The 22,388-nt window shown below is 59.7% G+C and carries 19 protein-coding genes; 18 read left to right on the top strand and 1 reads right to left on the bottom strand.

Annotation, left to right across the window (positions count from 1 at the left end; all coding sequences use genetic code 11):
• Positions 1-145 precede the first annotated feature (145 nt).
• From B9N93_RS01690 to B9N93_RS01770, 17 genes are all read left to right on the top strand, one after another.
• Positions 146-970 carry a spermine/spermidine synthase domain-containing protein gene (locus B9N93_RS01690; RefSeq protein WP_254899318.1) on the top strand — a complete coding sequence of 275 codons (825 nt, stop codon included), beginning with the start codon at positions 146-148 and terminating at the stop codon, positions 968-970.
• A gap of 356 nt (positions 971-1,326) precedes the next feature.
• Positions 1,327-2,124, top strand: coding sequence for a hypothetical protein (locus B9N93_RS01695; protein WP_085210315.1), 798 nt, complete (start codon positions 1,327-1,329; stop codon positions 2,122-2,124).
• Between the two features lie 80 nt (positions 2,125-2,204).
• Positions 2,205-5,414, top strand: coding sequence for a tubulin-like doman-containing protein (locus B9N93_RS01700; RefSeq protein WP_085210317.1), 3,210 nt, complete (start codon positions 2,205-2,207; stop codon positions 5,412-5,414).
• A gap of 13 nt (positions 5,415-5,427) precedes the next feature.
• Positions 5,428-6,099 (top strand): YdbL family probable chaperone protein, encoded by a 672-nt coding sequence (locus B9N93_RS01705; RefSeq protein ID WP_085210319.1) that lies wholly within the window; start codon positions 5,428-5,430, stop codon positions 6,097-6,099.
• Positions 6,100-6,156: 57 nt separating this feature from the next.
• Positions 6,157-8,373: a vWA domain-containing protein gene (locus B9N93_RS01710; protein WP_085210321.1), complete on the top strand. Its 2,217-nt coding sequence runs from the start codon at positions 6,157-6,159 to the stop codon at positions 8,371-8,373.
• Positions 8,374-8,382: 9 nt separating this feature from the next.
• On the top strand, positions 8,383-9,111 hold the full coding sequence (locus B9N93_RS01715; protein WP_217807249.1) for an ABC transporter ATP-binding protein: 729 nt from the start codon (positions 8,383-8,385) through the stop codon (positions 9,109-9,111).
• The gene (locus tag B9N93_RS24375; protein WP_125468791.1) at positions 9,101-10,576 is read left to right on the top strand and encodes an ABC transporter permease; all 1,476 of its coding nucleotides are present in this window, start codon (positions 9,101-9,103) and stop codon (positions 10,574-10,576) included. Before B9N93_RS01715 ends, B9N93_RS24375 begins: the two co-directional genes overlap by 11 nt.
• Positions 10,569-12,332 carry a formylglycine-generating enzyme family protein gene (locus B9N93_RS01730; RefSeq protein ID WP_176225091.1) on the top strand — a complete coding sequence of 588 codons (1,764 nt, stop codon included), beginning with the start codon at positions 10,569-10,571 and terminating at the stop codon, positions 12,330-12,332. The genes B9N93_RS24375 and B9N93_RS01730 overlap by 8 nt, the downstream gene beginning before the upstream one ends.
• A 23-nt stretch (positions 12,333-12,355) precedes the next feature.
• Positions 12,356-13,030, top strand: coding sequence for a hypothetical protein (locus B9N93_RS01735; RefSeq protein WP_085210332.1), 675 nt, complete (start codon positions 12,356-12,358; stop codon positions 13,028-13,030).
• Positions 13,031-13,034: 4 nt separating this feature from the next.
• Complete coding sequence (locus tag B9N93_RS01740; protein ID WP_085210334.1) at positions 13,035-13,511, top strand: hypothetical protein; 477 nt, start codon at positions 13,035-13,037, stop codon at positions 13,509-13,511.
• A gap of 63 nt (positions 13,512-13,574) precedes the next feature.
• The gene (locus B9N93_RS24380) at positions 13,575-14,009 is read left to right on the top strand and encodes a hypothetical protein (protein WP_125468792.1); all 435 of its coding nucleotides are present in this window, start codon (positions 13,575-13,577) and stop codon (positions 14,007-14,009) included.
• Positions 14,010-14,044: 35 nt separating this feature from the next.
• Positions 14,045-15,547 (top strand): hypothetical protein, encoded by a 1,503-nt coding sequence (locus B9N93_RS01745; RefSeq protein ID WP_085210336.1) that lies wholly within the window; start codon positions 14,045-14,047, stop codon positions 15,545-15,547.
• Positions 15,548-15,598: 51 nt separating this feature from the next.
• The gene (locus B9N93_RS01750; RefSeq protein ID WP_125468793.1) at positions 15,599-16,744 is read left to right on the top strand and encodes a hypothetical protein; all 1,146 of its coding nucleotides are present in this window, start codon (positions 15,599-15,601) and stop codon (positions 16,742-16,744) included.
• Between the two features lie 934 nt (positions 16,745-17,678).
• Positions 17,679-18,386 carry a hypothetical protein gene (locus tag B9N93_RS01755; RefSeq protein WP_125468794.1) on the top strand — a complete coding sequence of 236 codons (708 nt, stop codon included), beginning with the start codon at positions 17,679-17,681 and terminating at the stop codon, positions 18,384-18,386.
• Positions 18,387-18,402: 16 nt separating this feature from the next.
• Positions 18,403-19,239, top strand: coding sequence for a spermidine/putrescine ABC transporter permease PotB (gene potB, locus B9N93_RS01760; RefSeq protein WP_085210341.1), 837 nt, complete (start codon positions 18,403-18,405; stop codon positions 19,237-19,239).
• Positions 19,232-19,990 carry a spermidine/putrescine ABC transporter permease PotC gene (potC, locus tag B9N93_RS01765; protein WP_176225092.1) on the top strand — a complete coding sequence of 253 codons (759 nt, stop codon included), beginning with the start codon at positions 19,232-19,234 and terminating at the stop codon, positions 19,988-19,990. Before potB ends, potC begins: the two co-directional genes overlap by 8 nt.
• Positions 19,987-21,015 carry an extracellular solute-binding protein gene (locus tag B9N93_RS01770; protein WP_254899319.1) on the top strand — a complete coding sequence of 343 codons (1,029 nt, stop codon included), beginning with the start codon at positions 19,987-19,989 and terminating at the stop codon, positions 21,013-21,015. The genes potC and B9N93_RS01770 overlap by 4 nt, the downstream gene beginning before the upstream one ends.
• Before the next feature lie 6 nt (positions 21,016-21,021).
• On the opposite strand, the gene B9N93_RS01775 is transcribed toward B9N93_RS01770, so the two are convergent.
• On the bottom strand, positions 21,022-21,444 hold the full coding sequence (locus B9N93_RS01775) for a hypothetical protein (RefSeq protein ID WP_125468795.1): 423 nt from the start codon (positions 21,442-21,444) through the stop codon (positions 21,022-21,024).
• Between the two features lie 336 nt (positions 21,445-21,780).
• On the opposite strand from B9N93_RS01775, the gene B9N93_RS01780 reads away from it, so the two are divergent.
• A complete protein-coding gene (locus tag B9N93_RS01780) occupies positions 21,781-22,356 on the top strand; it encodes a hypothetical protein (RefSeq protein WP_085210349.1) in 576 nt (191 codons plus the stop codon).
• Positions 22,357-22,388 lie beyond the last annotated feature (32 nt).

Consider the following 22,388-nt stretch of genomic DNA (forward strand, 5'->3'; position numbering starts at 1 on the left):
TTAGCGTGCCGAAAGCCGATTTTGCCTTGAAAACAAGGGTTTATTCCCGCTGGTCGCCGGTGGGCGCAGCGCGGGTTCGGGGAAATACCACAGTCTTTGCGCCGTATGGCCTAGCGGACGCCCATGGGACGGAATTGAAAGGAGGATGATGATGTTCGGTTTCCGCAAGGGGGCACAGGACGCGGAGCCCGTGCGTAGGTATGGCGGGACGCTGGTGTATTGCGGGCGCGATACGGAAGGCTTGATCGAGGTGGTCGATGGCTATGGGGTGCGCGCCCTGCATTTCGGCACGCCGCCCCGGCAGAGCGCCATGGCCTTGGCCGAGCCGGAGCGGCTGGAACTGTCCTACATCCGGGCCATGCTAGCGGGATTGATGTTCGTGCCCGCGCCGCGCCGGGTGTTGGCGCTGGGCCTCGGGGGCGGGTCGCTCGCCAAGTTCCTGGCGCGGAACTTCCCGGACTGCCGGATCGAGGTGGTGGAGTTCCGCGCCGCCGTGGTGGAGGTGGCGCACCGCTATTTCGGGTTGCCGGAAGCACCGAACCTCGCCATCCATATCGGCGACGCCCGCGAGTTCGTGCGTCGGCAGGCTGTGGCCGGGGCATCCGTTTACGACCACATCTTCGTCGATATCTACGATGACCGGGGCTTGTCGGCCTCGGTCAACGAACGCGATTTCTTCGCCGCCTGCGCCCGGTTGCTGGAGCCTTCCGGGGTGTTTTCCCTCAACCTGTGGGGTAGCGACCGCGATTCGTACCGCGAGGCCGTGGACCTGCTCCGCCAATATTACGGTAGTCATACGCTGCGCCTGCCGGTTATAGGCCGGGGCAATGTCATCGGCTTCGGCTTCGGCCCGGACGTGCCCAAGCCCGACTTGGAGCGGCTCCGGCCCGTCTCCCGTGAGTTGGAGGCGCGGTTGGGGGTGGAATTTCCCCGGCTGTTGCGGTCGATGGTGCCGGTGGGCTGGCGTTGAGCGGCCCGGTTTCCCGCGTTCCCTCCGCCCGCGCAAACTGAAGGTTTGCGCTCCAGGGCTTTCTGGCAATCGTAGAGCCATTCCGAAAACAGGCCATCGTTCCCGCCATACGGTCCGCCCTGGCGCGGACCCCGCTTGCCGGCGTCCGGATATTCCAATCCCCGAACAATTCCGCCCGTGACATACCGGGTTTGGGGATAGGCTAAACTCCGCGCTACATTCCGGTAAAGGTTTGGAACTTCTATAGGACTGGATTCGGAATATAATCCCCGCTAGCTGATGGGTAGGCGTCCGGTGCGGGACTGTTCCATCGGGCCGGGCAAAAGTTGGGGACCAAAATCCGGGAAACCAGAAAAATGCTATACGGGCTATACGAATTACTGCTGCAAGCGCTCAACGAATTCCATGGGCTGAGCGCGGATTTTTATCGCTGGGTGGTCGTCGCGGTGATATTGGCGTGTTTGGTCGAAGCCTTGTTCTGGCTGTGCGGGCGCTTGGTGTTGCGGGATTGGCGGCCGGGGTGGATTTTGGGGGGCGTGGCCGGGTTGTGGTTCCCGCTGACGTGCCTGATCTTCTTGTCGCTGCCCGCCACCGCCTATCTCAAGCCCGCCGCCGAAACCATCCTCAAGACCTGGCAAACCGGCTTCACCCACGATGACGCCTGGAACCAAGAATCCTTCCGCCAGCAATACTGGGCGGTCCAAGCCCTCAAAACCCCCGACGGCCAGCCCTTGGAAAACTTCTCGGGCTATCCTGCCCCGGAACAGGGCGGAACCAAAATCCCCGCCAGCCACCGCGAATCCCAATCCGTCATCGCCACCATCGACTCCAACCGCGTGGCCGAGCATTTCCAGACCCGGCTGCCCTTGCTCGCCCAATTGCTATGGGCGGACGAGCGGCCTTTGCCCGAGGTTTTGCGTGGCGACATGGAGAAATTCTTCCGCGACAACCCCGACACGGCCTACGATCATTTCAAGGCGGTGCAACTGGCCGGGACCGAAATGCAACGCCTGCTCGAACAGAAGATCGGGCGGATCGTGCTGATGGCCCGCCTGGGCTTGGCCGGATTGCTGTTGCTGCTGTGGCTGCCCTTGTCCGCGCTGGCCGTGTACGACGCCTGGAAGCGCTTGGAACCCACCACCTTGAAAGCATGAGGCGATCCTTTCCCGGCCTTGGGCTTGGCCCCGGCCATTGACGACGCTTGGAAAAAACTCGAACCCATCACAGGAAAACCATGAGCAACAATCATCTCATCATCGGTCTGGGCGGTACCGGCGGCAAGGTCATCAAGGCGTTCCGCAAAGGGGTGTACGAAGAATTCCGCAATGTCGAGCCTATCGGCCCGGACGGCAAGCACCATGTGGTGCATATCGGCTATCTATATGTCGATTCCAGCGCCAACGACCTCGCCGCCAGCGAGCGCTGGCGCACCCAGGGCGATATCGGTGCCTTGATCGCCCTCAACGAGCGCCACCGGCTCTCCATCGCCCACAATGACTTGCAAACCCGCTTGCGCGACCGCGAGCATTTCCCGGTCACCCACCGCTATATCGGCAACCCCCAGTTGTGGACTGATATTTTCAGCCAGATGAACGTGCAGCAGGCGGCGGGCGGGCAGATGCGGCGCTTGGGCGAAGCCTTGTTCGAGCCGCAATGCCAAGCTTTCGTGGATCGGGTGAAAACCCTGTGCAACGAGTTGTCGGGCACCAGCGGGGTCCAGGGCGTAAGTTTTCATGTGTGCTGCGGCCTGGCTGGCGGTACCGGATCGGGGGCGTTCCTGCACGTTATCGCCCAGTTGCGCCGCCATTTCCCCAATTCCAGGGAGTTCCCGATCTTCCTCTATCTCTTGTTGCCCGAGCCCAATTCCGAATGGGCCAGCAATGGCGAGCGCACCAATTATTACGCCAACGGCTATGCCGCCTTGCAGGAACTCAACGCCTACCTGCTGTCCGATCCCAAGGACGGTCCCAACAAGGGCGGACCGCTGTTCACCCCCTACGACCTCACCGCCAATACCGGCCCGGCCCATCGTTTCGAGAACATCGCTGCCGGGGGCCGCACCCATCTGCTGGACCGCTTGCAAGGCTGTTTCGTGCTGTCCAATATCAACGAGCGCGGCTTGGTGATTGGGGTCAAGAATGAGGAAATCCACAACCTCATCGCCCAACTGGCGTTCCAGCGCATCTTCCTGATCGACAGCGCCGATGCCGGCCAATACCGCCCCCTGCGCGATGCCATCACCCTGGAAAACACCATCATCGACGACGAGGGCCAGACCACTGATCCCACCCAGAAGGTCCGCAGCACCCGCTTCCTGAGCTTCGGACTCAAGCGGCTGCTGGTGCCGGAGGAAGAAATCCGCGAGCATTTCGCCGCCAGTTTCGCCTCGCAGGCCGCTTTGCAGATGCTCTACAACCATTGGCCCGCCGAAACCGCCACCGCCTTCGTGGACGAGAAGAAAAAGATCGCCTTCAAACTGGACGTGCAGAAACAGGACAAACTGGCGGGCTGGAAACTCAGCGACGAGCAAATCACCCTGAGCAAAGGCATCCTCGCCACGGAAATTGCCAACCAGCGCTGGAAACCGATCCAGGAGACCTGGAACGATATCGCCCCCCATCTCAAGACCGATGCCTGGGAGGGTGGCAGTGGCAATGGTATCGATCCCCGCCTCGGCAAATTGGAGATCGCGTTCCAGGAATATTACAACGATAGTTTCCGGGGCATCGGGGTGGATAAGCTGTACGAGGCAGTGAGCCGCGATGTGGGCTTGCCCGACCGCCATGTCGCCGAAATCTGCGATACCGTCGAGCAATGGATGTTCGACCAATGGCAGGATGGCACCTATTCGGTGACGGAACTGGAGACCTTCCTCGATGATTTGATCGAGGATTTGGAGCGCCGCCTAGGGGCCATCCCCGCCCGCTTGGAAGCCATCAAGAAGAGCCTTTCCACCCTCAACGAGCGTATGGATGAGAATAGCTCCCGCTTCGCCAAGGTGGGGCTGCTGGGCAAGGCGATGGGACGGCCCGGCGATATCTTCAACGCCCAGGCCGATTTGCTGACCGAAGTCTATGAAAAGCGCACCTTGATCCAGGCCTGGACCTTCGCCGAGAAGTTGCTGCGCCGGGTTGTCGCCGAATTGCGCGACCGTTTGCGTCCCGGTTTGGCCGAATTCCGGGTCGGCTTGTCCCAGGTCAATGACTTTTTCCAACGCCGCCTCGGCCAGACTTGTCAGGATGATGCCGCCAGCAACGTCGAAACTGCCAATGTTGTGAAATTCTACGAACCCGCCGGGGTCCGGCGCTTCTGCCGCAGCTTGCTGGAACTGGAGCAGATGCAACGCAGTTGGGCTGGCGTCCTGCGGCGCAAGGCGGTCGATACCGCCGCCGAGAACAAGCAGCGCAAGAGCGGTCGGGAAAAAGGCTTCGCCATGATGGTCCAGCATTTCATCAAGGAAGCCGACGCCATGCGGGTGTTCGAGGACGTGGCGCGGCAGAACGCCGAACAGGCCCATGACGAGCGTACCGGACCCAACAACCGCCATTTCGGTGTCAACATCGTCACCAAGCTGGCCGAGCAATTCGCCGACCGGGAAAAGCTGCGCGATTACATCAAGACCTTGGTGCGTAGCTCCCTGACCTTCATGCAATGGCGTGGCGTGGAATTCGGCGGCGGGGTCGGTCCCAACTCCATGCTGGCGGTCAGCCTGCCGCGTTGCGACGAACGGGCATCGTTCCGCGAGGAACTCAAAGCCCTGTTCCGCGATAGTTTCGAGGGCAAGGTGGAAATCATCGACAGCGGTCGCCGCGGCAACGAAATCTGCCTGATCGCCTTCAAGTACGTGTTCCCCCTGCGCTATCTGGAGCCGGTGTGGCAGCTCAAAGAGCGCTATGACTACCGGCTTAATGTCGGTTCCCGCGAGCGGGCGCTGTTGGAAGTGCATATCGAGGACCATCAGCCCGCCTTGCCCGGTTTGTTCCGGCCCGCGCCGGGCGAGGCGGGTAAACGGGTGTTGCCCGCTTTGCAAATCGCCGCCGCGCTTGGGGTGTTTGAGCAAGCCTACAACGACGCCACCGGCCAGCAGGAACGCAAGCTCAAGCTGTTGGATGCCGATGGCCGTCCGCGCTTCTTCTATTACCCCGATGCCTTGCTGGGCTTGTTCGACGCGCCACCACGTCCCGCCACCGAAACCGCCGTCCTCAGCGCCTTGATCGAGCAACTGACCCAGGAGCAATCCGAGGCGGTGGAAAAACGGGTGAGGGATGCCTTGGCGGCGGAGCAATACCGCATCGCCACCGCCCGCGAGGAACTCAAGCAAAAGCTGCTGGCGCAATTGGAGAATGTCCAGCACAACCGCAACCACAATGAGCGCGACCCAATCTACCTCAAGATGGACGAAGCCTGCGGGGCGGCGATCCAGCGGGTGATGGCGCTGCGTTGAGCGGGGTGGGGCCATGGCGCTGAGGCAAGGCAGGTGCAGGAATTACGGGGTCTGCCATTTCGCCGACGACCGGCTGTTGCAGGCGGTGGAAGCGGGGGCCGAGTTCGTGTGCGGCAATCCCGAGTGCCGGTCGCCCCTGGCCGAAAGCACCGGCCAGGGTGGGCCACCGGACGGTGTCGTCCGGCGCAGACTGGTCCTGGGTGCGGGGCTGGTCTTGTTGGCCGGGCTGGGTAGCGGGTTGGGGTATTACCTGTCGCGTCCGGCGGCGGAGGGGATGGCCGCCGCCGGAGTATCCGGGTTCGCGGGTGGCGGCGGTACCGCGATGCGTAAGCCCATGGAGCAATGGATGAACGAATTCGCCGCCCCGCCCGCCCAAGCCCCCGAAACCCTGCCACCCGGCAAGCTGCGGCTGGCCTGGGGCGCGGTGGGCCGGATCAAGGCGCGGTCGCTCGATATTGATGCGCTCAAACAGGCCGGCCAGTTGGTTGGCAGCGAGTCCGGCCTGCTGAATCCCGTGGAGGGGGCCCGGCTGACTCCGGAGCAGCGGAGCTTGGTCGGCCAGGAAAACCAGGACCGGCGGACCTTGTTCGCTTTCGTGGCCGAGTATTCCAATCCCGCCACCGAGTACGAGCGGGTGGCGAACGAGTATGCGCGGAATCGCTGGCGGGAGTGGTCGCCGAAATAGCGGCGGATGCCGGTGTCCGCGTATATCGCATCTAATAACCGATAGCTCGGGGGAGTTATGGCTAAGAAGGCGGGGCGCTGTAAAAACTATGATGGCTGCGCCAAGGCCAAGCAACACACGGTCATCGACGCCGACGAATTCAATTTCGTCTGCCCGGAGTGCGGCTCTGGCCTATCAGATTATGTGCGTCCCAAATCTGCGGGACCGAACTGGCCGCTGCTGGGTTTGCTCGGGTTGGTTGCGGCCGGGGCGATCGGCGGTACGGGGTATTGGCTGCTGTCCGGCAAAGATAAGCCAGAAGCCGCGCCGGTGCCGACACCGATCATCGCCAAGCCCCCGCCTATAGCTCCCGCCCGTTGCGTGCCGCAACCCTTGCTCCTGCCCGGCAAGCGCAGCCTGTACGAGCGCATCCTGACCCGACCCGGCGCGGTCCTGACCACGCAACCGGGGAACGGGCAGGGCGAGGCCCAAGCGCCGCTGACCCGCTTCTATGTCTATCAACGGCAGTCGCTCGGCGGCGAGGAATGGTTGCAAGTCGGCGGTAGCGCCGAATGCAAGCCGGAGGGTTGGCTGCGCGGTGCTTCCGCCGTAGCTTGGAAGCAACAAATCACCGTGGTGTTCGACAACCCGGCGGGCCGCGAGCGGGTCTGGCTGTTCAAAGACGATACCGCTTTGGAAAGTATCGCCAAATCCACCGATCCGGCGGCGGACGTGGGTCAGCTACGGGTCGGCGACTCCCGGATCGTTTCCGCCGAACCCGAGAATTACATCGACTTTAATCAGAAGTTCTACCTGCTGCCGATCACCGATTCCAGGGAAATCCGCAACGGTGGCGGGAGGCCGATGCACTTGCTCAAAGTCCATGCTGTCACCCAGGCCGAGGGCGACGAAACACCTCCGCCACTGCCGGAAAAACCCAAGGCGGCGGTGGTGTTCGTGATCGATTCCACGATTTCGATGAAGCCCTACATCGACCGCACCAAGCAGGCGGTGAGGCAGATTTTCGACCAATTGCGCCATTCCCCCATGGGAGGCGAAATTCATTTCGGCTTGGTGGCGTTCCGTTCCAGCGTCAAGGCCGCGCCGGGTCTGGAATATGTCGATAAATTGGTGGTCGATCCCAACGCGCCCGATAACATCCGCACTTTCGAGGCCGGGATCGACAGCGTCGAAGAGGCCCACGTGTCCAGCGCGAAATTCGACGAGGACGCCTATGCCGGTATCGACCGGGCGCTCAAGTCCATCGATTGGCAGCCCTATCTCGCCAAATACGCCGTACTTATCACCGATGCCGGTGCCTTGGGTCCGGGCGACCGCGACGACAAGGGCCGACCCCTTTCGGCTACCGGCAAGACCGCCGAGGAAATCCGCGATAGCGCTTTGGACGACCGTGGCGTCACGCTCTACGCCATCCATCTCAAAACCTCACAGGGCAAGGAATATAACGACCACGCCAAGGCCGCCAACCAATACCGGCAATTGACCCGCAATGTGCAAACCGGGGAATCGCTGTACTACCCGGTCGAGAACGCCGGGGATATCGCCGATTTCGGGGCGTATATCGACTGTGTGGCGCGGTCGATGACTCACAATATCGATGCCGCCAGCCGACCAGGGCAGGGTGGGAAAGTCGATTGGGCCAAACTGTGCCCGCCGCTCCAAACCGGCAACACGGCTAGCAATCAACAACTCGACCGGATGCGCCGCCATGCCGAAGTGCTGGGCCATGCCTTGCGCCTGGAATATCTTGGCAAAGTAACCGCCGGAGGCGTGCCCGCCGACTTCGCCGGCTGGATGAACGACCGCGACCTCGTCGATCCGGTGCGGCCCAATGTCGAGGTCAAGGTCTTGTTGTCCCGCAACGAACTCAGCAACCTGGCCGATACCGTCAAGGCCATCCTCGACGCCGCCCGCGCCGGGCAGAAATCCTCCGGCGAGTTCTACAACAGCCTGCGTTCCTATATCGCCGCCCTGGGCCGCGATCCCACCCAGGCCCGCCACCAGGAAAAACTCAGCCTCGCCGAAATGGGCCTGTTGGGCGAATACCTGGATGGGCTTCCCTACCAGAGCCATGTGATGGGCATGACGCCGGAGCGCTGGGCCGGTCTCGGGCCGACTGAACAGGACGATTTCATCCGCGAGGTCGAGAACAAACTGGAGCGCTACCGCGAGTACGAGAGCGATAACCGTCGCTGGATTGCCTTGGGCGGGCCGGACTCTGCGGTGGAGGACGGCGATAAGGTCTATCCCGTGCCCTTGGACGCCTTGCCCTGAACCATGGTCATGGTCGCCGCGCCCCGCCTTGAATTCGAGTTGCGGCGCACCAGGGGCGTCGGCGACGAGGATTTCAGGGTAGGGACCGCCCGCGCCACGCTGGGCGCGGGGGAAATCCTGGCCCTGACCGGCCCCAGCGGCTGCGGCAAAAGCACGCTGTTGGAAATGCTCGGACTGGTGCTGGAACCCGGTCCCGGCAGCCATCTGGCATGGCGGGTGGACGCGGAACAGCCGCCGCTCGACATCCCCGCTTTATGGCGGCATGGGCGCGAAGACGCGCTCTGTGGGCTACGCGCCCACCGGCTCGGCTTCATCCTGCAAAGCGGCGGTTTGGTGCCATTCCTGGACGTGCGCGGCAATATCGGCCTGCCCCGGCGCTTGGTCGGCCTGTCGGAAGGTGGCCCGGAGGTGGACCGCCTGGTCGATACCCTCGATATCCGCCATCTACTGGCGAAGAAACCGGGCCAGCTTTCGGTGGGCGAACGCCAGCGGGTCGCCATCGCCCGCGCCCTGGCCCATGCTCCGCCCTTGCTGCTGGCTGACGAACCCACGGCCGCGCTGGACCCGGCCCGCGCCGAAGCCGTCCTGGGTTTGTTGGTGGGTTTGGTACGTGACGGGCGTGGCATGGCGGTCATCGTCACCCACGACCGCGATTTGATCCAGCGCTTGGGCCTGCGGGAAATGCGGGCCTGGGTCGATGCCGGAGGCCGGTTGGCGAGGTTCGACCATGCGGTCTGAGAGCGCCCCGGTCCATCCGAATCCCGCGCCGCAGTCGCGCAGGGGTTTGGCTTTGCGCTTGGGGTTCCAGGATTTGCGCCACGATTGGCGGGTGTCGGCGGCCCTGGCCTTGTCCATCGTCAGCGTGCTGGCCCCGCTGTTGTTGTTGCTGGGACTCAAGGCCGGGGTGCTGTACACCTTGCGCGAAATCCTGCTCAAAGACCCGCGCAACCTCGAAGTCCTGATTTTCGAGAACACCCGTTTATCCCCGGCTTGGTTCGAGCAACTCCGCGCCGATACCGAACAGGTCCGCTTCGTCATTCCCGGCACCCGTACCCTGAGCGCCGTGGTCGATCTGGAAAACCAGGACGGCCTGCAACTCCGGCAGGTGGATATCGTGCCCACGGCGGTGGGCGATCCCTTGTTGCCGCCGGGACTGGTCCCGCCCGACCGGATCGATTCCGTCCTGCTGACCCATCCCGCCGCCGCCCAACTGGCCGTGTCGCCCGGCGAGCGCATCAAAGTTTGGATCACGCGCACCCTGGACGGCATCGACCAGCGCGAAGCCCTGGCATTGACGGTCGCGGGCATCGTGCCGGAAGCATCGTTGGCCCGGCCCGCGTTGTTCACCCGCTTGGAATTCCTGGAAGCCGTCGAGGATTACAAGGAGGGCTATGCCGCGCCCGCCTTGCTATTCGGGCGGGAAGCGCTTCCCGAGGCGGGAGCGCCACCGTCCGCCGTTTGCGGCAGTGCTTGGGGCGGACCGCTACCGTCCTGGCTGCTCTGGCCCGATGCGCCCGATGACCTGTTCCCGACGGGTGCGGAGTTCACGCTGTTTCCTTTGGTCCAGCCCGCCACCGCTGCTCCGGCCCGCACCGCTTCTTCCTTGCTGGCGGGCAAACACCGTGCCGGCCCGCGCACCACCTATGCCAAGGCCCGGCTTTATGCCCACCGGCCCGAGGATGTGATTCCGCTGGCCGACCGCCTCCGGGCTTCCGGGCTGGAAACCCGCACCCGCATGGACGACCTCACCCGTCTGCAAGCCACCGACCGGCTGCTGGGCTGGGTCTTGGCCTGGATCGGCACGATAGCCTTGGTGGGGGGGGGCTGCGCCTTCGGCGGCGCCAGTTGGATCACCCTCGAACGCAAGCGCGGCAGTTTGGCTTTGCTGCGCTTGATGGGTCTCGCGGGCTGCGAAATCCTGGCTTTCTGCCTGTATCAAGCTTTGCTCCTGGGTGGCGCGGCCTTCGTCATCGCCGGGGCGCTGTACGCGGCGGGAGCCATGGCGCTCAACCACTACGGTGCGGGGGTGTTCGCCGAATTATTGGGTTACGGCGGCGTGGCCGGGGCGCTTTGCCGCCTGGAAGTCGGGGACGCGCTGACCGCCGCCGCCGGCACCTTGGGTTTTACCTTGTTGGCTTCGTTACTGGGGGTTTTCCATGCGCAATCGATCCAGCCGGCGGAATGCCTGCGTGAGAATGGCTGATTGGGGACTGGGCTTGCTGTTGTGGCTGGCCGGGGGGCTGGCGTTGGGGGCCGATGGGCTGGACGCCTTGAACGATCCGGCTAAACCCTTGCCGGACGATGTGGCCTTGCCCATGCCTTGCGGCGGCAAGATGGTGTTCCGACGGGTCGAAACCGCGGGCGGCGGTGCCTTGGGCGAGCAAAAGCTGCGGTTGGGCGAGGAAAACCCCGGCGCGGTACTCGGTCCCAAGGAAGGCGCGGTGGATGCCTATTTGGCGGGGGCCTTCCCCATCGCGGGCAATGCGGCCCGGCGCTATTTCCTATTGGGCAAATACGAGGTGACCCAGCGCCAATACGAGGCGGTCCGGCGCTCCCTCGCCCATAAGGACGGGCCGCTGGATTGCCAAGGCTTGCCCGAGGAGAACTTTCCCAAGGCCGGTCTGAGCTGGTTCGACGCGGTGGCTTTCGCCGATGGTTATACCCAATGGCTGCTGGCCAACGCCCAGGACCAAGTGCCCAAGGATGGCAAATCGCTGGGTTTCGTCCGCTTGCCGACCGAGGTGGAATGGGAATTCGCGGCGCGGGGTGGCAATGCCGTGAACGAGGCCGATTTCCGCGGTCCCAATTTCATCAAGGATGGCGAGTTATACCGCTATGTCCAGCACCAGGGCACGGAATCCGCCAATGGCAAGGTCCAGTACATCGGACTGCTGGGTCCGAATCCGTTGGGGCTGTACGATATTCTGGGCAATGTCGATGAAATGGCCTTCGACCTGTTTCATCTGACCAAGCATTCCCATTGGCATGGGCGGGCCGGGGGTTTCGTGGTGCGCGGCGGCAATTTCGACACCGCCGCCGGGGATATCCGTTCCTCCCTGCGCCGCGAAGAACCTTACTACACCGACAAGCAACCGCGCCGGGCCGAGACCACCGGCTTCCGCGTCGCCGTGGCCGGGCCGGTCATCAGCGAACAGAACCTCCGCGCCATCGAGGCCGAGTGGGCGAACCTCAAGGACGAAGCGGCTCCGTCGCGGGCGGCACAGCCGCAGCCACAACCGGCACCGCCAACCCCCACCCCGGACCCGCGTCTCGCCCAGCGGCTCGGGCAAGCGGAAGCGGCGCTCCAGCACTGCCAGGCGGCCCAGGCTGCGGTGGTGCCGATTGGTCCGGCTCCGGTCCAGTCTGGCGCGGTGGTGAGTGCTTGTCCCGATCCTCTGGGCAAGCTGTCTAATGAATCACGCAGCGACCTGCTGGCCGATATCAGCGATTTGGCGAGCCAAGCTAACCATCCGCTACTGCGTAGGCGTTTGAACCATGTTTGGGGTGAAACCGCCCGTGTGATCGAATTCCAAAACGAAGACCGCAGGCGTGCCGCCAGGGAAGCGCTACGCACTGCCGCGATGATCTGTCAAAAACTCCGCGACGATGAGTACAATGTCATCGAACCTTGGGAAAATCGGAAGAAAGCCCATTGCCTAAGGGATACCAAAGGGCAGGATTGCCTTAACGATGAAACAAGAATTCTCAAGCTCAAGGATCGGGTCGCCAATAATCTCGGCTTCTACGCCGATGCGGTGTTGGAACTGGCCCGGAGCTACCCCATGGACATCCTGACCGCCGAGAAAGACCTGCTCCTGACCCGGATCGAGCAGCGCAGATACCAGGATTTCATGCCCTTCGTGAAGCTGCTGTACGGACACGCCCAGCGCTACGCCGCCGATGGCAAGCAAAACCGGGAGGCTTGGTATCGGGATTGCGCGGCGGTCCGTTTGGAATGAACTACCTAAAAAGGGGGAAAACGATGAATCAACCCAGATCGACCATCAACACCCTGGCCGTCGCCCTGGCGACCTTGGCCCTGTCCGCCTGCGCCTCCGTGCCGCGTAGCCCATCCGAACAGCGCTTGGAGACGCAAAGCGAATGGTTCAGCAGTTCCCACCTCCAGGGCTGCCTGCTGGGTGCGGCGTTGGGGGGTGGCATCTGCGCCGCCGCTGGGGGCAGCACCGGAACCTGCGTGGCCTCGGCCCTGGCCGGGTGCGGCCTCGGCTTGACCGCCGCGGAATACATGGCCCAGAAGCGCCAGCAATACGCCAACCAAGAGCAATTCCTGCAATCGGTTATCACCGATGTACGCCAAGACAATCAGCGGGTATCTTCCTATGTCGCTACTCAACAGCAGGTCGTCAATGAAAACTTGGCGAAGCTCGCCCAGCTTGAACAGGACTACGCCCAGCACAAAATCAGCCTAGACGAAGCCAAGAAGCGCAAAGCCGCTCTGCGCAAAACCCAGGCGTTGCTGGAGAAGAAGCTGGACGATTTGCGGCATGTCGATAAGCAATGGCAGGACCGTTATGCCGTGGCGACCGACCCGCGCATCGGCCAGGAGGTGCAATCCCTGCAACAACAGGTGAACGCGGCGGATCAAGAGGTCCGGGGGTTCACGCAAAAACTCGATGTGTCCACCGTCAGTGGTTAAACCCATGCATTACCAATATTTAGCGGGCTTGATATTGGTGGCGGGCCTGTCCGGTTGCGCCACCACCCGTGATTGCGATCCGCGTTACGATCCTGGATTTTTCGGCAGTGTCAACTGCCATGCCAGCGATGCCTATCAAGGCCGGATCGACGAAGGCAAGAAAATATTGGCGAACGAGCAGGAGCTTAAACAACAATTGGCCCAACAATCCGCCGAGGTGGAACAGGCCAAGCAGGATACCGAAACCGCTCTGGCGCAAGCACAGGCCGATTTAGATGGCATGGAAAAGGAATTGGGTGATATCGGTGGGGCCTTGAAACAAGCAGGTAAGGCCAATGCCCGCCTAAACCGGCGAATAGGTCAATACCAAACAGATATTAAAGCGATGAAAGCCAAGGTTAAAAAAGGTAATCCGCAAATCGCCGAACGGGATAGGTTGAAGCGCGAGCTAGCGGCATTGCAGGCGGCGATACCCCGATAAATCGGAGTAGTAAGCTAAGCCCGGTCTGGCGGGGTTATGTCGAAAATTGCGAAAGGTGGGCTTATGACGCAGAAAACAGGGCGGTGCAAAAACTACGGCGTCTGCGCCAACGCGGATAGCCGCAAATTATTGCAGGCCGATGATACCAATTTCATCTGCCCGGAATGCGGAAAAACATTGGTGTTGGTCGCCGATCCCGGCAAAGCCGGGGACGGGCAGGGGTATTGGATCATCGGCGGCGTGGCGGTGGCGGTTTTGGCCATCGCCGTGGGTGTGGGGTATTTATTACTTTCTCCCGGTAGGCAAGAGCCGATTGTGCCGGCTCCGGTATCTACGCCAACGCCGGAAAAGCGGGTGGTGGAAGTGCGACCCGAGTCATCGCCGCGATTGGAACCGGACGCAAAGTTAGAGCCAGCTTCGGAGCGAGGCAATTCTATTTGGGAACCTAAGCCTGAGTCCGAGTGGAGGGAAGATTTTCCATCCGTTAAGCGCCGTTAAGGCTCATTGAAATAAATCTAGCTTGGAGATAGGCCATGCTGCGTTCGGTAATTTTCTTTGTTAGACCCATATCGCAATTCTTGGTATTCACTTTGTTGATTTTTCAGTACGCGGTTGTGGACTCTGCTTACGCTGTGGTGATACCTACCGATCCTGAAATTGCCAAGTTTAAGGCTGCATATGGGCGGCTAACTAAACCTGAGCATGTTTCTAGAATTAAAGCGCTGATTGAGTCTGGTGGCGTTCAATATGAGGGATATAGGCTTATTAGTAAATTGAAAGGTACTGATCAAAGTGAGGTGATTAAACAGGAAAATGAAGATATATTAGAATATATAGAATTTATAGCGAAGTATTCTAATCCACCCAGTGATGTGGCTGATGTAGCTAGGAATGTAATAAAGGCATGGGGGATGGAGGAACCATCCGGGACTGTGAAGAATCCAGATTTATTTGCTGTTATTGAAGTAGGTGGTAAAGGAGTCAAGGGGTTGCTTGTCAATTTCAATGAAATAGATAAGAGTGAGCAATGCCAGAGAAGTGAAGTCGATATGGTAGGCTGCTTGTTCAATCGGGATACTATGATAGAACCGTACAATGTCAATGCGATTGATAAGACAGCCTTCGATGAAGTCGCGCGGAGCGTCCGTGAAATGATCGAAGCCATGATTAGCGCTAAGGCGCGAGCGGTAGATATTAATAATATTTATATCGTGGGCAGCAGCAGTGTTGGAAAAATGCCTGAAGAAGATAAGGCTGATTTGAAAAAAAGAATAGAAAAAGAAATAGGTTGGGCAAGAAAAATGGAATTTATAAAATCTAATGATGAGGCTAGATTAAATGCTGAGGGTATATTGAATATTATTATACCAAATGGTGTTGGTGGTAGAAATAGGGCGGACAAAAAGAAAAAAGTGATAGTTCTGGATGTTGGCAGCGGAGGCATCGTTGGGTCTTATTACCTAGCTAGCGAACAGGATAGGATCGAGACATTTTCATATCCTTTGGGCGTTAAGCGATACGCTGAGTTCGTTGAAAACAGCCTTCAGCAAAGCAATGGTGATCCTAATGGCGGTTCGATGAAAAACGACGCTGATTTTCAGGTAAGATCAAATCAAATTATGGAGACGAAGCTGGAGCCGGAGTTTGCTGAGATTGCGGAGCGGAAGCCGGGAATGAAAAGCCGTAGTAGAGTTTATCTGATTGGGGGGATCAATTGGGCGCTCACGAATTTCATGCATTCGGGGGATAGGCGTCGATTCCCTGAGATAAATCCTATAAATATCAAGAAGCTAAGGAAGCTGGCTGTGGATGGTGAGATGGATATTATATGTAGAGACACCAGCAATCTCGAGATAAAAAAGAGTTGCGATACTTTCACAACAAGGCAAGTTATTGCAGGAATGGATATATTAAGGGCCTTTGCCAAGGTGATGGATTTTGAAAAGAAGGATAAAATATTTTTTATTCGGGATGCCTTATTGGTTTGGTCTTTAGGGTATCTTAAAGAAAAATGTATGATGGATGATAAGTGTTAGTTTGGTTTTTTATCTTATTAATTAGCATGATAAAACTAGGGGAGTTATGAAATGAAAAGGTTGGAATATAATAGATATTTATTAAGGCTGGCCTGCTTGTCATTATTTTTCACCAACGCCGGATGCAGTGGAATCGGACCTCAAACCGCCTCCGTGCAATCCAGCCAATGGATCGCCTGCTTCTCCACCGAAAAATTAAAAATCGAAAAACCACCGACCTGTGAACTATCAGCGGTGGCGAAAGCCGAAAAAACCCTGGTTTTTGCCAATGATAAAGCCATCCCCGACGGTTCGCCGGTATTCGCTATAGGATGGACCGATGGGAGCAGGATGGATAGTTCGCCGGATTACTTCAAAATCCCGGATGCCTATATCAAGTCCAGCAAATACGAAGGCATGGCCACCACCCCCGACAGGGCATGGGTGATCGCCACCACGGCTTTCGACCGTTTTGATCCAAACAAGCCGGACTGGAACGCTTATAACCGGATTTTGGCTTGGCCCTCGGATCATCACGATCAACCCCAAGTGCTGATTGGGAAGACGGAACAGGATATCGACCAATTCCGCGAGCAAATCGAAAAAACGGTGGCAGAGGACGGCAAGAAGCCGGGGTATTTCAAGATCGAAGGGATTGCCGCCATCCCGGCCAAGTCACCTCAGGATAATACCGGTCGCTTGTTATTCGGGATTCGCGAGTTGGGCGAGAGCTACGATAAATTTAACTATGCCAGAAAATTGGTGGAGGTGGGATATACCATCGCCAACAATCAGATAAGCTTGGGGAGCGACTATAAACTCAAATATCAATTCGATGTGTCGCCGGAAGATCAAGCAGCGGGTGTGCCGCAAGCGGTTGGACTTTCCAGCGTCGAGTACGACCCGGCCAATAAAAGACTTTATTTGTTGACTAGTTTCGAGCAAGGCGAAGAACCTTCCAAGAAACTGGGCGCTTACCTCTGGGTTTTGGATGAAAAAGCTTTGGAAAGCGAACCGGGGCAGCAGGCCCATCCAGTTTTGATTAAAGACGCGATTACCGGCAAACCGGTAAAGTTCGCCCATAAGGCCGAAGGTCTCGCGGTTTTGGGCGGTGACAGGATCGTGGTCATATTCGACGATGACCGTGTCACGAAATTCGATGGCGAGCCGGACCGGAAATTAAACGAATCCCTGTACCAAGTGATTCAATTGCAATGAGTTGACAGGCTTGCTGACACACTCCACAAGGATGTGGATCGATTCCCACCGGCCTGTGCCTATCTGATGTTAATCTGCTCACACCTTTCCGCCCCATGGCCTTCGCCAAACCTGCTCCATCCAAAACGCCTCCATTTTGTTTTGCCAGGCTTTCCGGTAATGTGAGCCGTTCCATCAACCTTTCCCGATGCTGCGCTGGTTATTGCCAGGAACGTCCGCCATAGCCCGCGTCGATGCGGAATTCTTTGCGCGAGTCCTCATGGCACCTCAATATCGATGTATCCGTTACGGAACCTGTGGTCTGGCCGACCAGCGGGTAGTAATTGCTTCCGATACCGGCGATCCTCCCATCTGCCCGGAATGCGGCGCTTCGCTCAAGCCGGAAACGGTCGAATTCCCCCGACATCCAGCTACCTGGCTGCCCTTGGGAGCCTGGGCCGTCCTACTGGTGGTGGTTTTGGGTGGATTGGTTTGGACCACTTGGGTACCAAAACCGGAACCGTCCATGGTGTATGGGCAAGGATTGTCCGCCACTGGAAGTGGGGTTTATGGTGGGAGTGGTCTGGGATATGTAAATGGAGCAGAGAAACCCGATAGTAACCGGAAATTCAATCCCGACCTGTCCGGTTTGATCGAGGTGGCCGGGCCGGAGGTCAGGGCATGGGTGGCCAATTTAGGTAAAGCTTGTTTGAATAGCCAAGCCGCGATAGGTGCCTGTTTTACCCAATTACCATCGGTGACAATGGGTGCCGCCCCAGACCGGGGGTTGCGGGAGGTTTTGATAGCGGTGGATACGTTACGGGATCGCTTGGGTACCGGATATTCGGTCGGACCGGAACAAATCCAGGTGGTAGGCCATGAAGGTCTAGGGGCTACGGAAGAAGGTGCTAGGTTGAAGGCCGGTTTGGAATCCGAATCTGGCGGAGCGGTGAAAATGGATTTCATCGACCGCCAAGAGGTGGCGGCTTTGGCGTTTGCGGCAGCTCTGGAGTTATTTCCTTTGCCCCATTATAAACCCGAAGATATTGTTTTTCTGGAGGTGGGTAAGAGTGCTTCGTTCGGTGCTTATCGGGCAGCGGGCGAATCCGAGCCTAGGACAACCACGTTCGATCTGGAATGGGGTTTTAAGAATTATGCCGACGAGGTGGCTTATCGGGGTTTTGTGGAGGGTTTCGCCCAGGCTTCCAAGCGGTTGGAAAACGATTTCCTAATGCCGATCGTCCGGGAAATGGTGGAGCGGAAACCCGGTATCATCCATCGCCGTGCCATGTATTTGGCGGGGCAGGGTGTTTGGGCTGCGGCGATGCTGCTCCATGCCACGCCGGAAATGGGCAAGATCGGTCCACGGGATTTGGAAAAAGCGCGGCGGCGTTTGGCCGAACCGGGGGTATGGCGGGAGGTTTGCGCCGACAGCCAATATCGTTTCGATGCTTACGCGCAAAGCCTTTGCCAAACCTTGAGCCAGGACGAGGTCTTGGCCGGGATCGATTTGCTGCGGGCTTTCGCCGAAGAAATGAAGTTCGGGAGCAAGGAAGTCTATGTGCTGCGCGATACCGCCTATCTCTGGCCCTTGGGCTATTTGAAAGCGAGGTATGGACTTGCGAAAACGGGCGGTGCCGATAATTTGACCCGGCATGATTAATCCGCCTGTTTTCCCGATGCGAACCCAACCCCCAATCTTCGCCTATCTCCTCCCCCTTTGGCTGATCCTTTTCACCTTGCTGCCGCTGCTGATGGTGGTCGCCGTCAGCTTGATGCGCCGCGACGAATCCGGCTTGATCGCGCCGGTTTTCACCCTCGCCAATTATGCCCGGTTGCTCAATCCGCTCTATCTCAAGGTGTTCGGCCATTCACTGGCGCTGGCGGCGGTGGCGACGACCTTGTGCTTGATTGTCGGTTATCCCTTCGCCTATCTGTTGTCGCGGGTGCGGGCGGGTTGGCGGCCCGTGCTGTTGACGTGGGTGATCGTACCATTCTGGACCAATTCGCTGGCGCGGGTCTATGCCATGCGTGGGATGCTCGCCGCCCAGGGGCCGGTGAATACCGGGCTATTGGCGCTGGGCTGGATCGATGAGCCTATCCGCCTGCTCTATACCGGCCCGGCGGTCGCCATCGGCCTCGTCTACGTCCTGCTGCCGTTCATGGTCCTGCCCTTGTATTCGAGCTTCGAGAAACTCGACCGCCGCCTGATCGAAGCGGCCCGCGACTTGGGCGCGGGTCGCTTCGCCACCTTTTGGCGGGTGATCGTGCCCTTGACCGCGCCGGGCATCGCGGCGGGGAGCCTTTTGGTGTTTCTGCCCGCGCTGGGGATGTTCTATGTCACCGATGTGCTGGGCGGGGCGCGGGGGTTGTTGGTCGGCAATTTCCTCAAGGACCAATTCCTCGACGCCCGCGATTGGCCGTTCGGGGCCGCCGCCAGCGTTTTGGTGATCGCGCTGTTGTTCGTGTTCTTGGCTTTGTATGGCCGGGTCCGGCGTGGGATCGGCCATGGCTAGGGCTTATCTGGCACTGGTCTATGGCTTTTTGTACCTGCCGATGGCTTTGCTGGTGGCGTATTCCTTCAATCCCTCCAAGTACGCCACCCGCTGGGAAGGTTGGACCTTGGATTGGTACCGCAACCTGGCGCTGGACGATGGCCTCAAGCAAGCCGCGCTGCATTCGCTGACCGTGGCCGGCTGGGCCGCGAGTCTGGGTACCGTGGTCGGCAGTTTGGGCGCGGTGGGCCTGTACCGCTACCGCTTCCGGGGGCGGGCGCTGGCCCAGGGTTTGTTGCTGGTGGGCATGATGTCGCCGGATATCGTGGTGGGGGTGTCGCTGCTGGTGTTGTTCATCGCTTTGCGGGTGGAACTGGGATTCTGGACCTTGTTGCTGGCTCATACCGGCTTTTGCCTGCCTTTCGTCGTGGTCACGGTGCTGTCGCGCTTGCAAGGCTTCGACCGGGGTTTGATCGAAGCGGCCCAGGATTTGGGCGCGGGCGAAACGGCGGCGCTGGCGCGGGTGGTCCTGCCCTTGTGCCTTCCGGCCATCGCGGCGGGGTGGCTGTTGAGTTTCACCTTGTCGCTGGACGATGTGGTGGTGAGCTTTTTCGTGACCGGGCCGGAGTTCGAGGTGTTGCCCTTGCGGATTTATTCCATGGTGCGGCTGGGTGTGAAGCCGGAGGTGAACGCGCTGGCGAGTTTGTTGTTCGCGCTGTCCTTGCTGTTGGTGTCCCTGTCCCAATGCTTGTTGCGCCGGGGGCCGCGATGAGGCTGTGGCTGGCGCTGTGGTTGGGTGGGTTCGCCGCCGCCGCGCGGGCCGAGGCGCCAGAACTGCGGGTTTTCAATTGGTCGGATTATCTGCCGGACGAGGTGGTCGAGCGCTTCACAGCGGAAACCGGCATCGCGGTCACGGTGTCCACCTACGACAGCAACGAGGCCATGTTCGCCAAGCTCAAGCTGCTGGACGGCAAGGGCTACGATCTGGCGGTGCCCTCGACCTATTTCGTGGACAAACTGCGGGCGGCGGGTTTGTTGCGGCCTTTGGAGCGGGTCAAGCTGCCGGGGTTCGTCCACCTCGATCCGCGCCATCTCAATCAAGCCTTCGATCCGGGCAATGCCTACAGCCTGCCGTATCTGTGGGGCACGACCGGGATCGCGGTCGATGCCCGCAAGATCGATCCGGCTTCGGTGGACGGCTGGGCCGACCTGTGGCATCCAAGGTTCAAAGGCGCGTTGTTGCTGCCCAACGATATGCGCGAGGTGTTCGGTTTGGCCTTGCGGACCTTGGGCCTGTCGGGCAATACCACCGAGCCGCGCCAGATCGAGGCGGCTTACACCGAACTCCGGGGTTTGATGCCGAATATCCGGCTGTTCAACTCGGACTCGCCCCTGGTGCTGCTGGTTACGGGCGAGATCGATATCGGCGTGGTGTGGAATGGCAACGCCTACCACGCCCGCCGGGAAAACCCCGATATCCGCTATATCTACCCGAAAGAAGGCTGCATCCTGTGGATGGACAATTGGGTGATCCCCAAGGGCGCGGAACATCCCGACAACGCCCACCGCCTGCTGGATTTCCTGCTCAGGCCCGAAATCGCGGCCCTCGTCACCGAGAAGATTGGTTATGCCTCGCCCAACGCCGAGGCCGTCCGGCGGCTCAAACCGGAACTGCGCGACGATCCGACCGTGTATCCTGGCGAGGCGGTCTTGCGGAAAGGCGAGTACCAGACCGATATCGGCGACGCGGTCACGCTGTATACCGATTATTGGGAGCGGCTGAAGGCGGGCGAATAGGGCCGGTCAACGGCTGCGGCGCAGGGCGGGGCTGTATTCCGGCACGGCGGATTGGAGTTGGTCGGGACCGGATTCGTTGAAGATATAGCGGTGGTGGATGCGCCCATCGGGACCGCGCCCGATATGCAGGACCGGGTTGCTCTTGGGCCGGGGCGCGGGGTCGGCAAGGTCCGCCGCCCTGGCTTGCTTGAGGGCGTCGAGCTTGCCCGGTTCCTGGAGCTTGCGTTCTTGTTGCCGCAACAGCAGCCAGCGCCTGAGTTCCTGGAGGCGCTTTTGTTCGTCCTCGCTGAATACCGGGCTGGCTTGGTCGGGCGCTTTGGGGGCCTGGATTTCCGGAGCCAGGTCGCCTGGGTCGCTATCGCCGGCCAAGGCCCGCCCCGCCAAGGCCAGCCACCACATCCCCACCCCTATGCCCCGCCGTTTGCTCACAATATCGATCCGGTCGCGCTGAAACCAAGCATGATTGTAGAACGGATGGCGGTCCGGGGCGCGTTAATTTTCCAGGCCGCGTTGTTTTTAGCCGGTTCCCCGCCGGTATCTCACGTCCCGGAGCCGGCGCTATCCCTGAACGGCAAATTTTGGGGCGGTGCTTGCAAAATTTGGCGCGACCTTCAAAATCTGGTGCATAAGAGCCGGTTCCGGGAGGTACTATGGTTTATTTCACCAGTATGCCCGGTAACCTGCTTTTATGTCCTAAATAATTGATTTAATTGAAGAGGCTGTGCCGTGCATATGATGAGAAAAATCTTGTGGGTAGGGGTTTCGATGGCCACTTTCGCGTTCAGTGGTGGGGCCATGGCGGCGGCCAAGGCCTCGAAATTGGGCGACACGACTTGGAATTTGACCGGTGCCTATAACGTGAGCTATGCCTTTTCTTGCAAGGTGGGCGGACAGGGGGCCGGTCGGAAGAAGGTCAAGCTGCCAGGCCAGGCCAATCTCGGCCTCAGTGTCCAGTTCAACCCGGACAAGACCTTCACCATTACCGGCGACACGTTGGGCTTGGGTGTTTTCGCCGGCGACTGGAAAGGCAAGGGCCGCAATTTGAGCTTCATGGTTGACGACCAGAACGATTCGTATATTTTCCAGCAATCCAAGGTGTTCCAGGATGAAACCAAGCAATTGAGTGGCAGCGGCTCGGCGGGAGGCGCGTCCTACAACTATAAGTTCAGCCCGGTCAAATACGCTTTTGTCGGCAGTCTCAATCCCAAGGGGAACACCCTGAAGCTCAGGGAATCCGCGACCTTCAAGGTGACCGCGTCGGCTTCCTACGCGGGACATAGCAATACCTGTTCATATCACTGGACCGTCGCACGGGAATACTCCGGCGGCCAAGCCCAATAACCCCAGGCGTTTTCCGGTCCATGCCACGCCCG

The sequence above is a fragment of the Methylomagnum ishizawai genome (assembly GCF_900155475.1).
Lineage (GTDB): Bacteria > Pseudomonadota > Gammaproteobacteria > Methylococcales > Methylococcaceae > Methylomagnum > Methylomagnum ishizawai_A.

What these genes read in the sequence shown, in the direction of transcription:
- B9N93_RS01735 (WP_085210332.1), top strand. Translation starts at nt 12,356, where the DNA reads ATGAATCAACCCAGATCGACCATCAACACCCTGGCCGTCGCCCTGGCG.
- B9N93_RS01695 (WP_085210315.1), top strand. Translation starts at nt 1,327, where the DNA reads ATGCTATACGGGCTATACGAATTACTGCTGCAAGCGCTCAACGAATTC.
- B9N93_RS01700 (WP_085210317.1), top strand. Translation starts at nt 2,205, where the DNA reads ATGAGCAACAATCATCTCATCATCGGTCTGGGCGGTACCGGCGGCAAG.
- B9N93_RS24375 (WP_125468791.1), top strand. Translation starts at nt 9,101, where the DNA reads ATGCGGTCTGAGAGCGCCCCGGTCCATCCGAATCCCGCGCCGCAGTCG.
- B9N93_RS24380 (WP_125468792.1), top strand. Translation starts at nt 13,575, where the DNA reads ATGACGCAGAAAACAGGGCGGTGCAAAAACTACGGCGTCTGCGCCAAC.
- B9N93_RS01715 (WP_217807249.1), top strand. Translation starts at nt 8,383, where the DNA reads ATGGTCGCCGCGCCCCGCCTTGAATTCGAGTTGCGGCGCACCAGGGGC.
- B9N93_RS01770 (WP_254899319.1), top strand. Translation starts at nt 19,987, where the DNA reads ATGAGGCTGTGGCTGGCGCTGTGGTTGGGTGGGTTCGCCGCCGCCGCG.
- B9N93_RS01730 (WP_176225091.1), top strand. Translation starts at nt 10,569, where the DNA reads ATGGCTGATTGGGGACTGGGCTTGCTGTTGTGGCTGGCCGGGGGGCTG.
- B9N93_RS01750 (WP_125468793.1), top strand. Translation starts at nt 15,599, where the DNA reads ATGAAAAGGTTGGAATATAATAGATATTTATTAAGGCTGGCCTGCTTG.
- B9N93_RS01755 (WP_125468794.1), top strand. Translation starts at nt 17,679, where the DNA reads ATGGATTTCATCGACCGCCAAGAGGTGGCGGCTTTGGCGTTTGCGGCA.
- B9N93_RS01705 (WP_085210319.1), top strand. Translation starts at nt 5,428, where the DNA reads ATGGCGCTGAGGCAAGGCAGGTGCAGGAATTACGGGGTCTGCCATTTC.
- potC (WP_176225092.1), top strand. Translation starts at nt 19,232, where the DNA reads ATGGCTAGGGCTTATCTGGCACTGGTCTATGGCTTTTTGTACCTGCCG.
- potB (WP_085210341.1), top strand. Translation starts at nt 18,403, where the DNA reads ATGCGAACCCAACCCCCAATCTTCGCCTATCTCCTCCCCCTTTGGCTG.
- B9N93_RS01690 (WP_254899318.1), top strand. Translation starts at nt 146, where the DNA reads ATGATGATGTTCGGTTTCCGCAAGGGGGCACAGGACGCGGAGCCCGTG.
- B9N93_RS01745 (WP_085210336.1), top strand. Translation starts at nt 14,045, where the DNA reads ATGCTGCGTTCGGTAATTTTCTTTGTTAGACCCATATCGCAATTCTTG.
- B9N93_RS01780 (WP_085210349.1), top strand. Translation starts at nt 21,781, where the DNA reads ATGGCCACTTTCGCGTTCAGTGGTGGGGCCATGGCGGCGGCCAAGGCC.
- B9N93_RS01710 (WP_085210321.1), top strand. Translation starts at nt 6,157, where the DNA reads ATGGCTAAGAAGGCGGGGCGCTGTAAAAACTATGATGGCTGCGCCAAG.
- B9N93_RS01740 (WP_085210334.1), top strand. Translation starts at nt 13,035, where the DNA reads ATGCATTACCAATATTTAGCGGGCTTGATATTGGTGGCGGGCCTGTCC.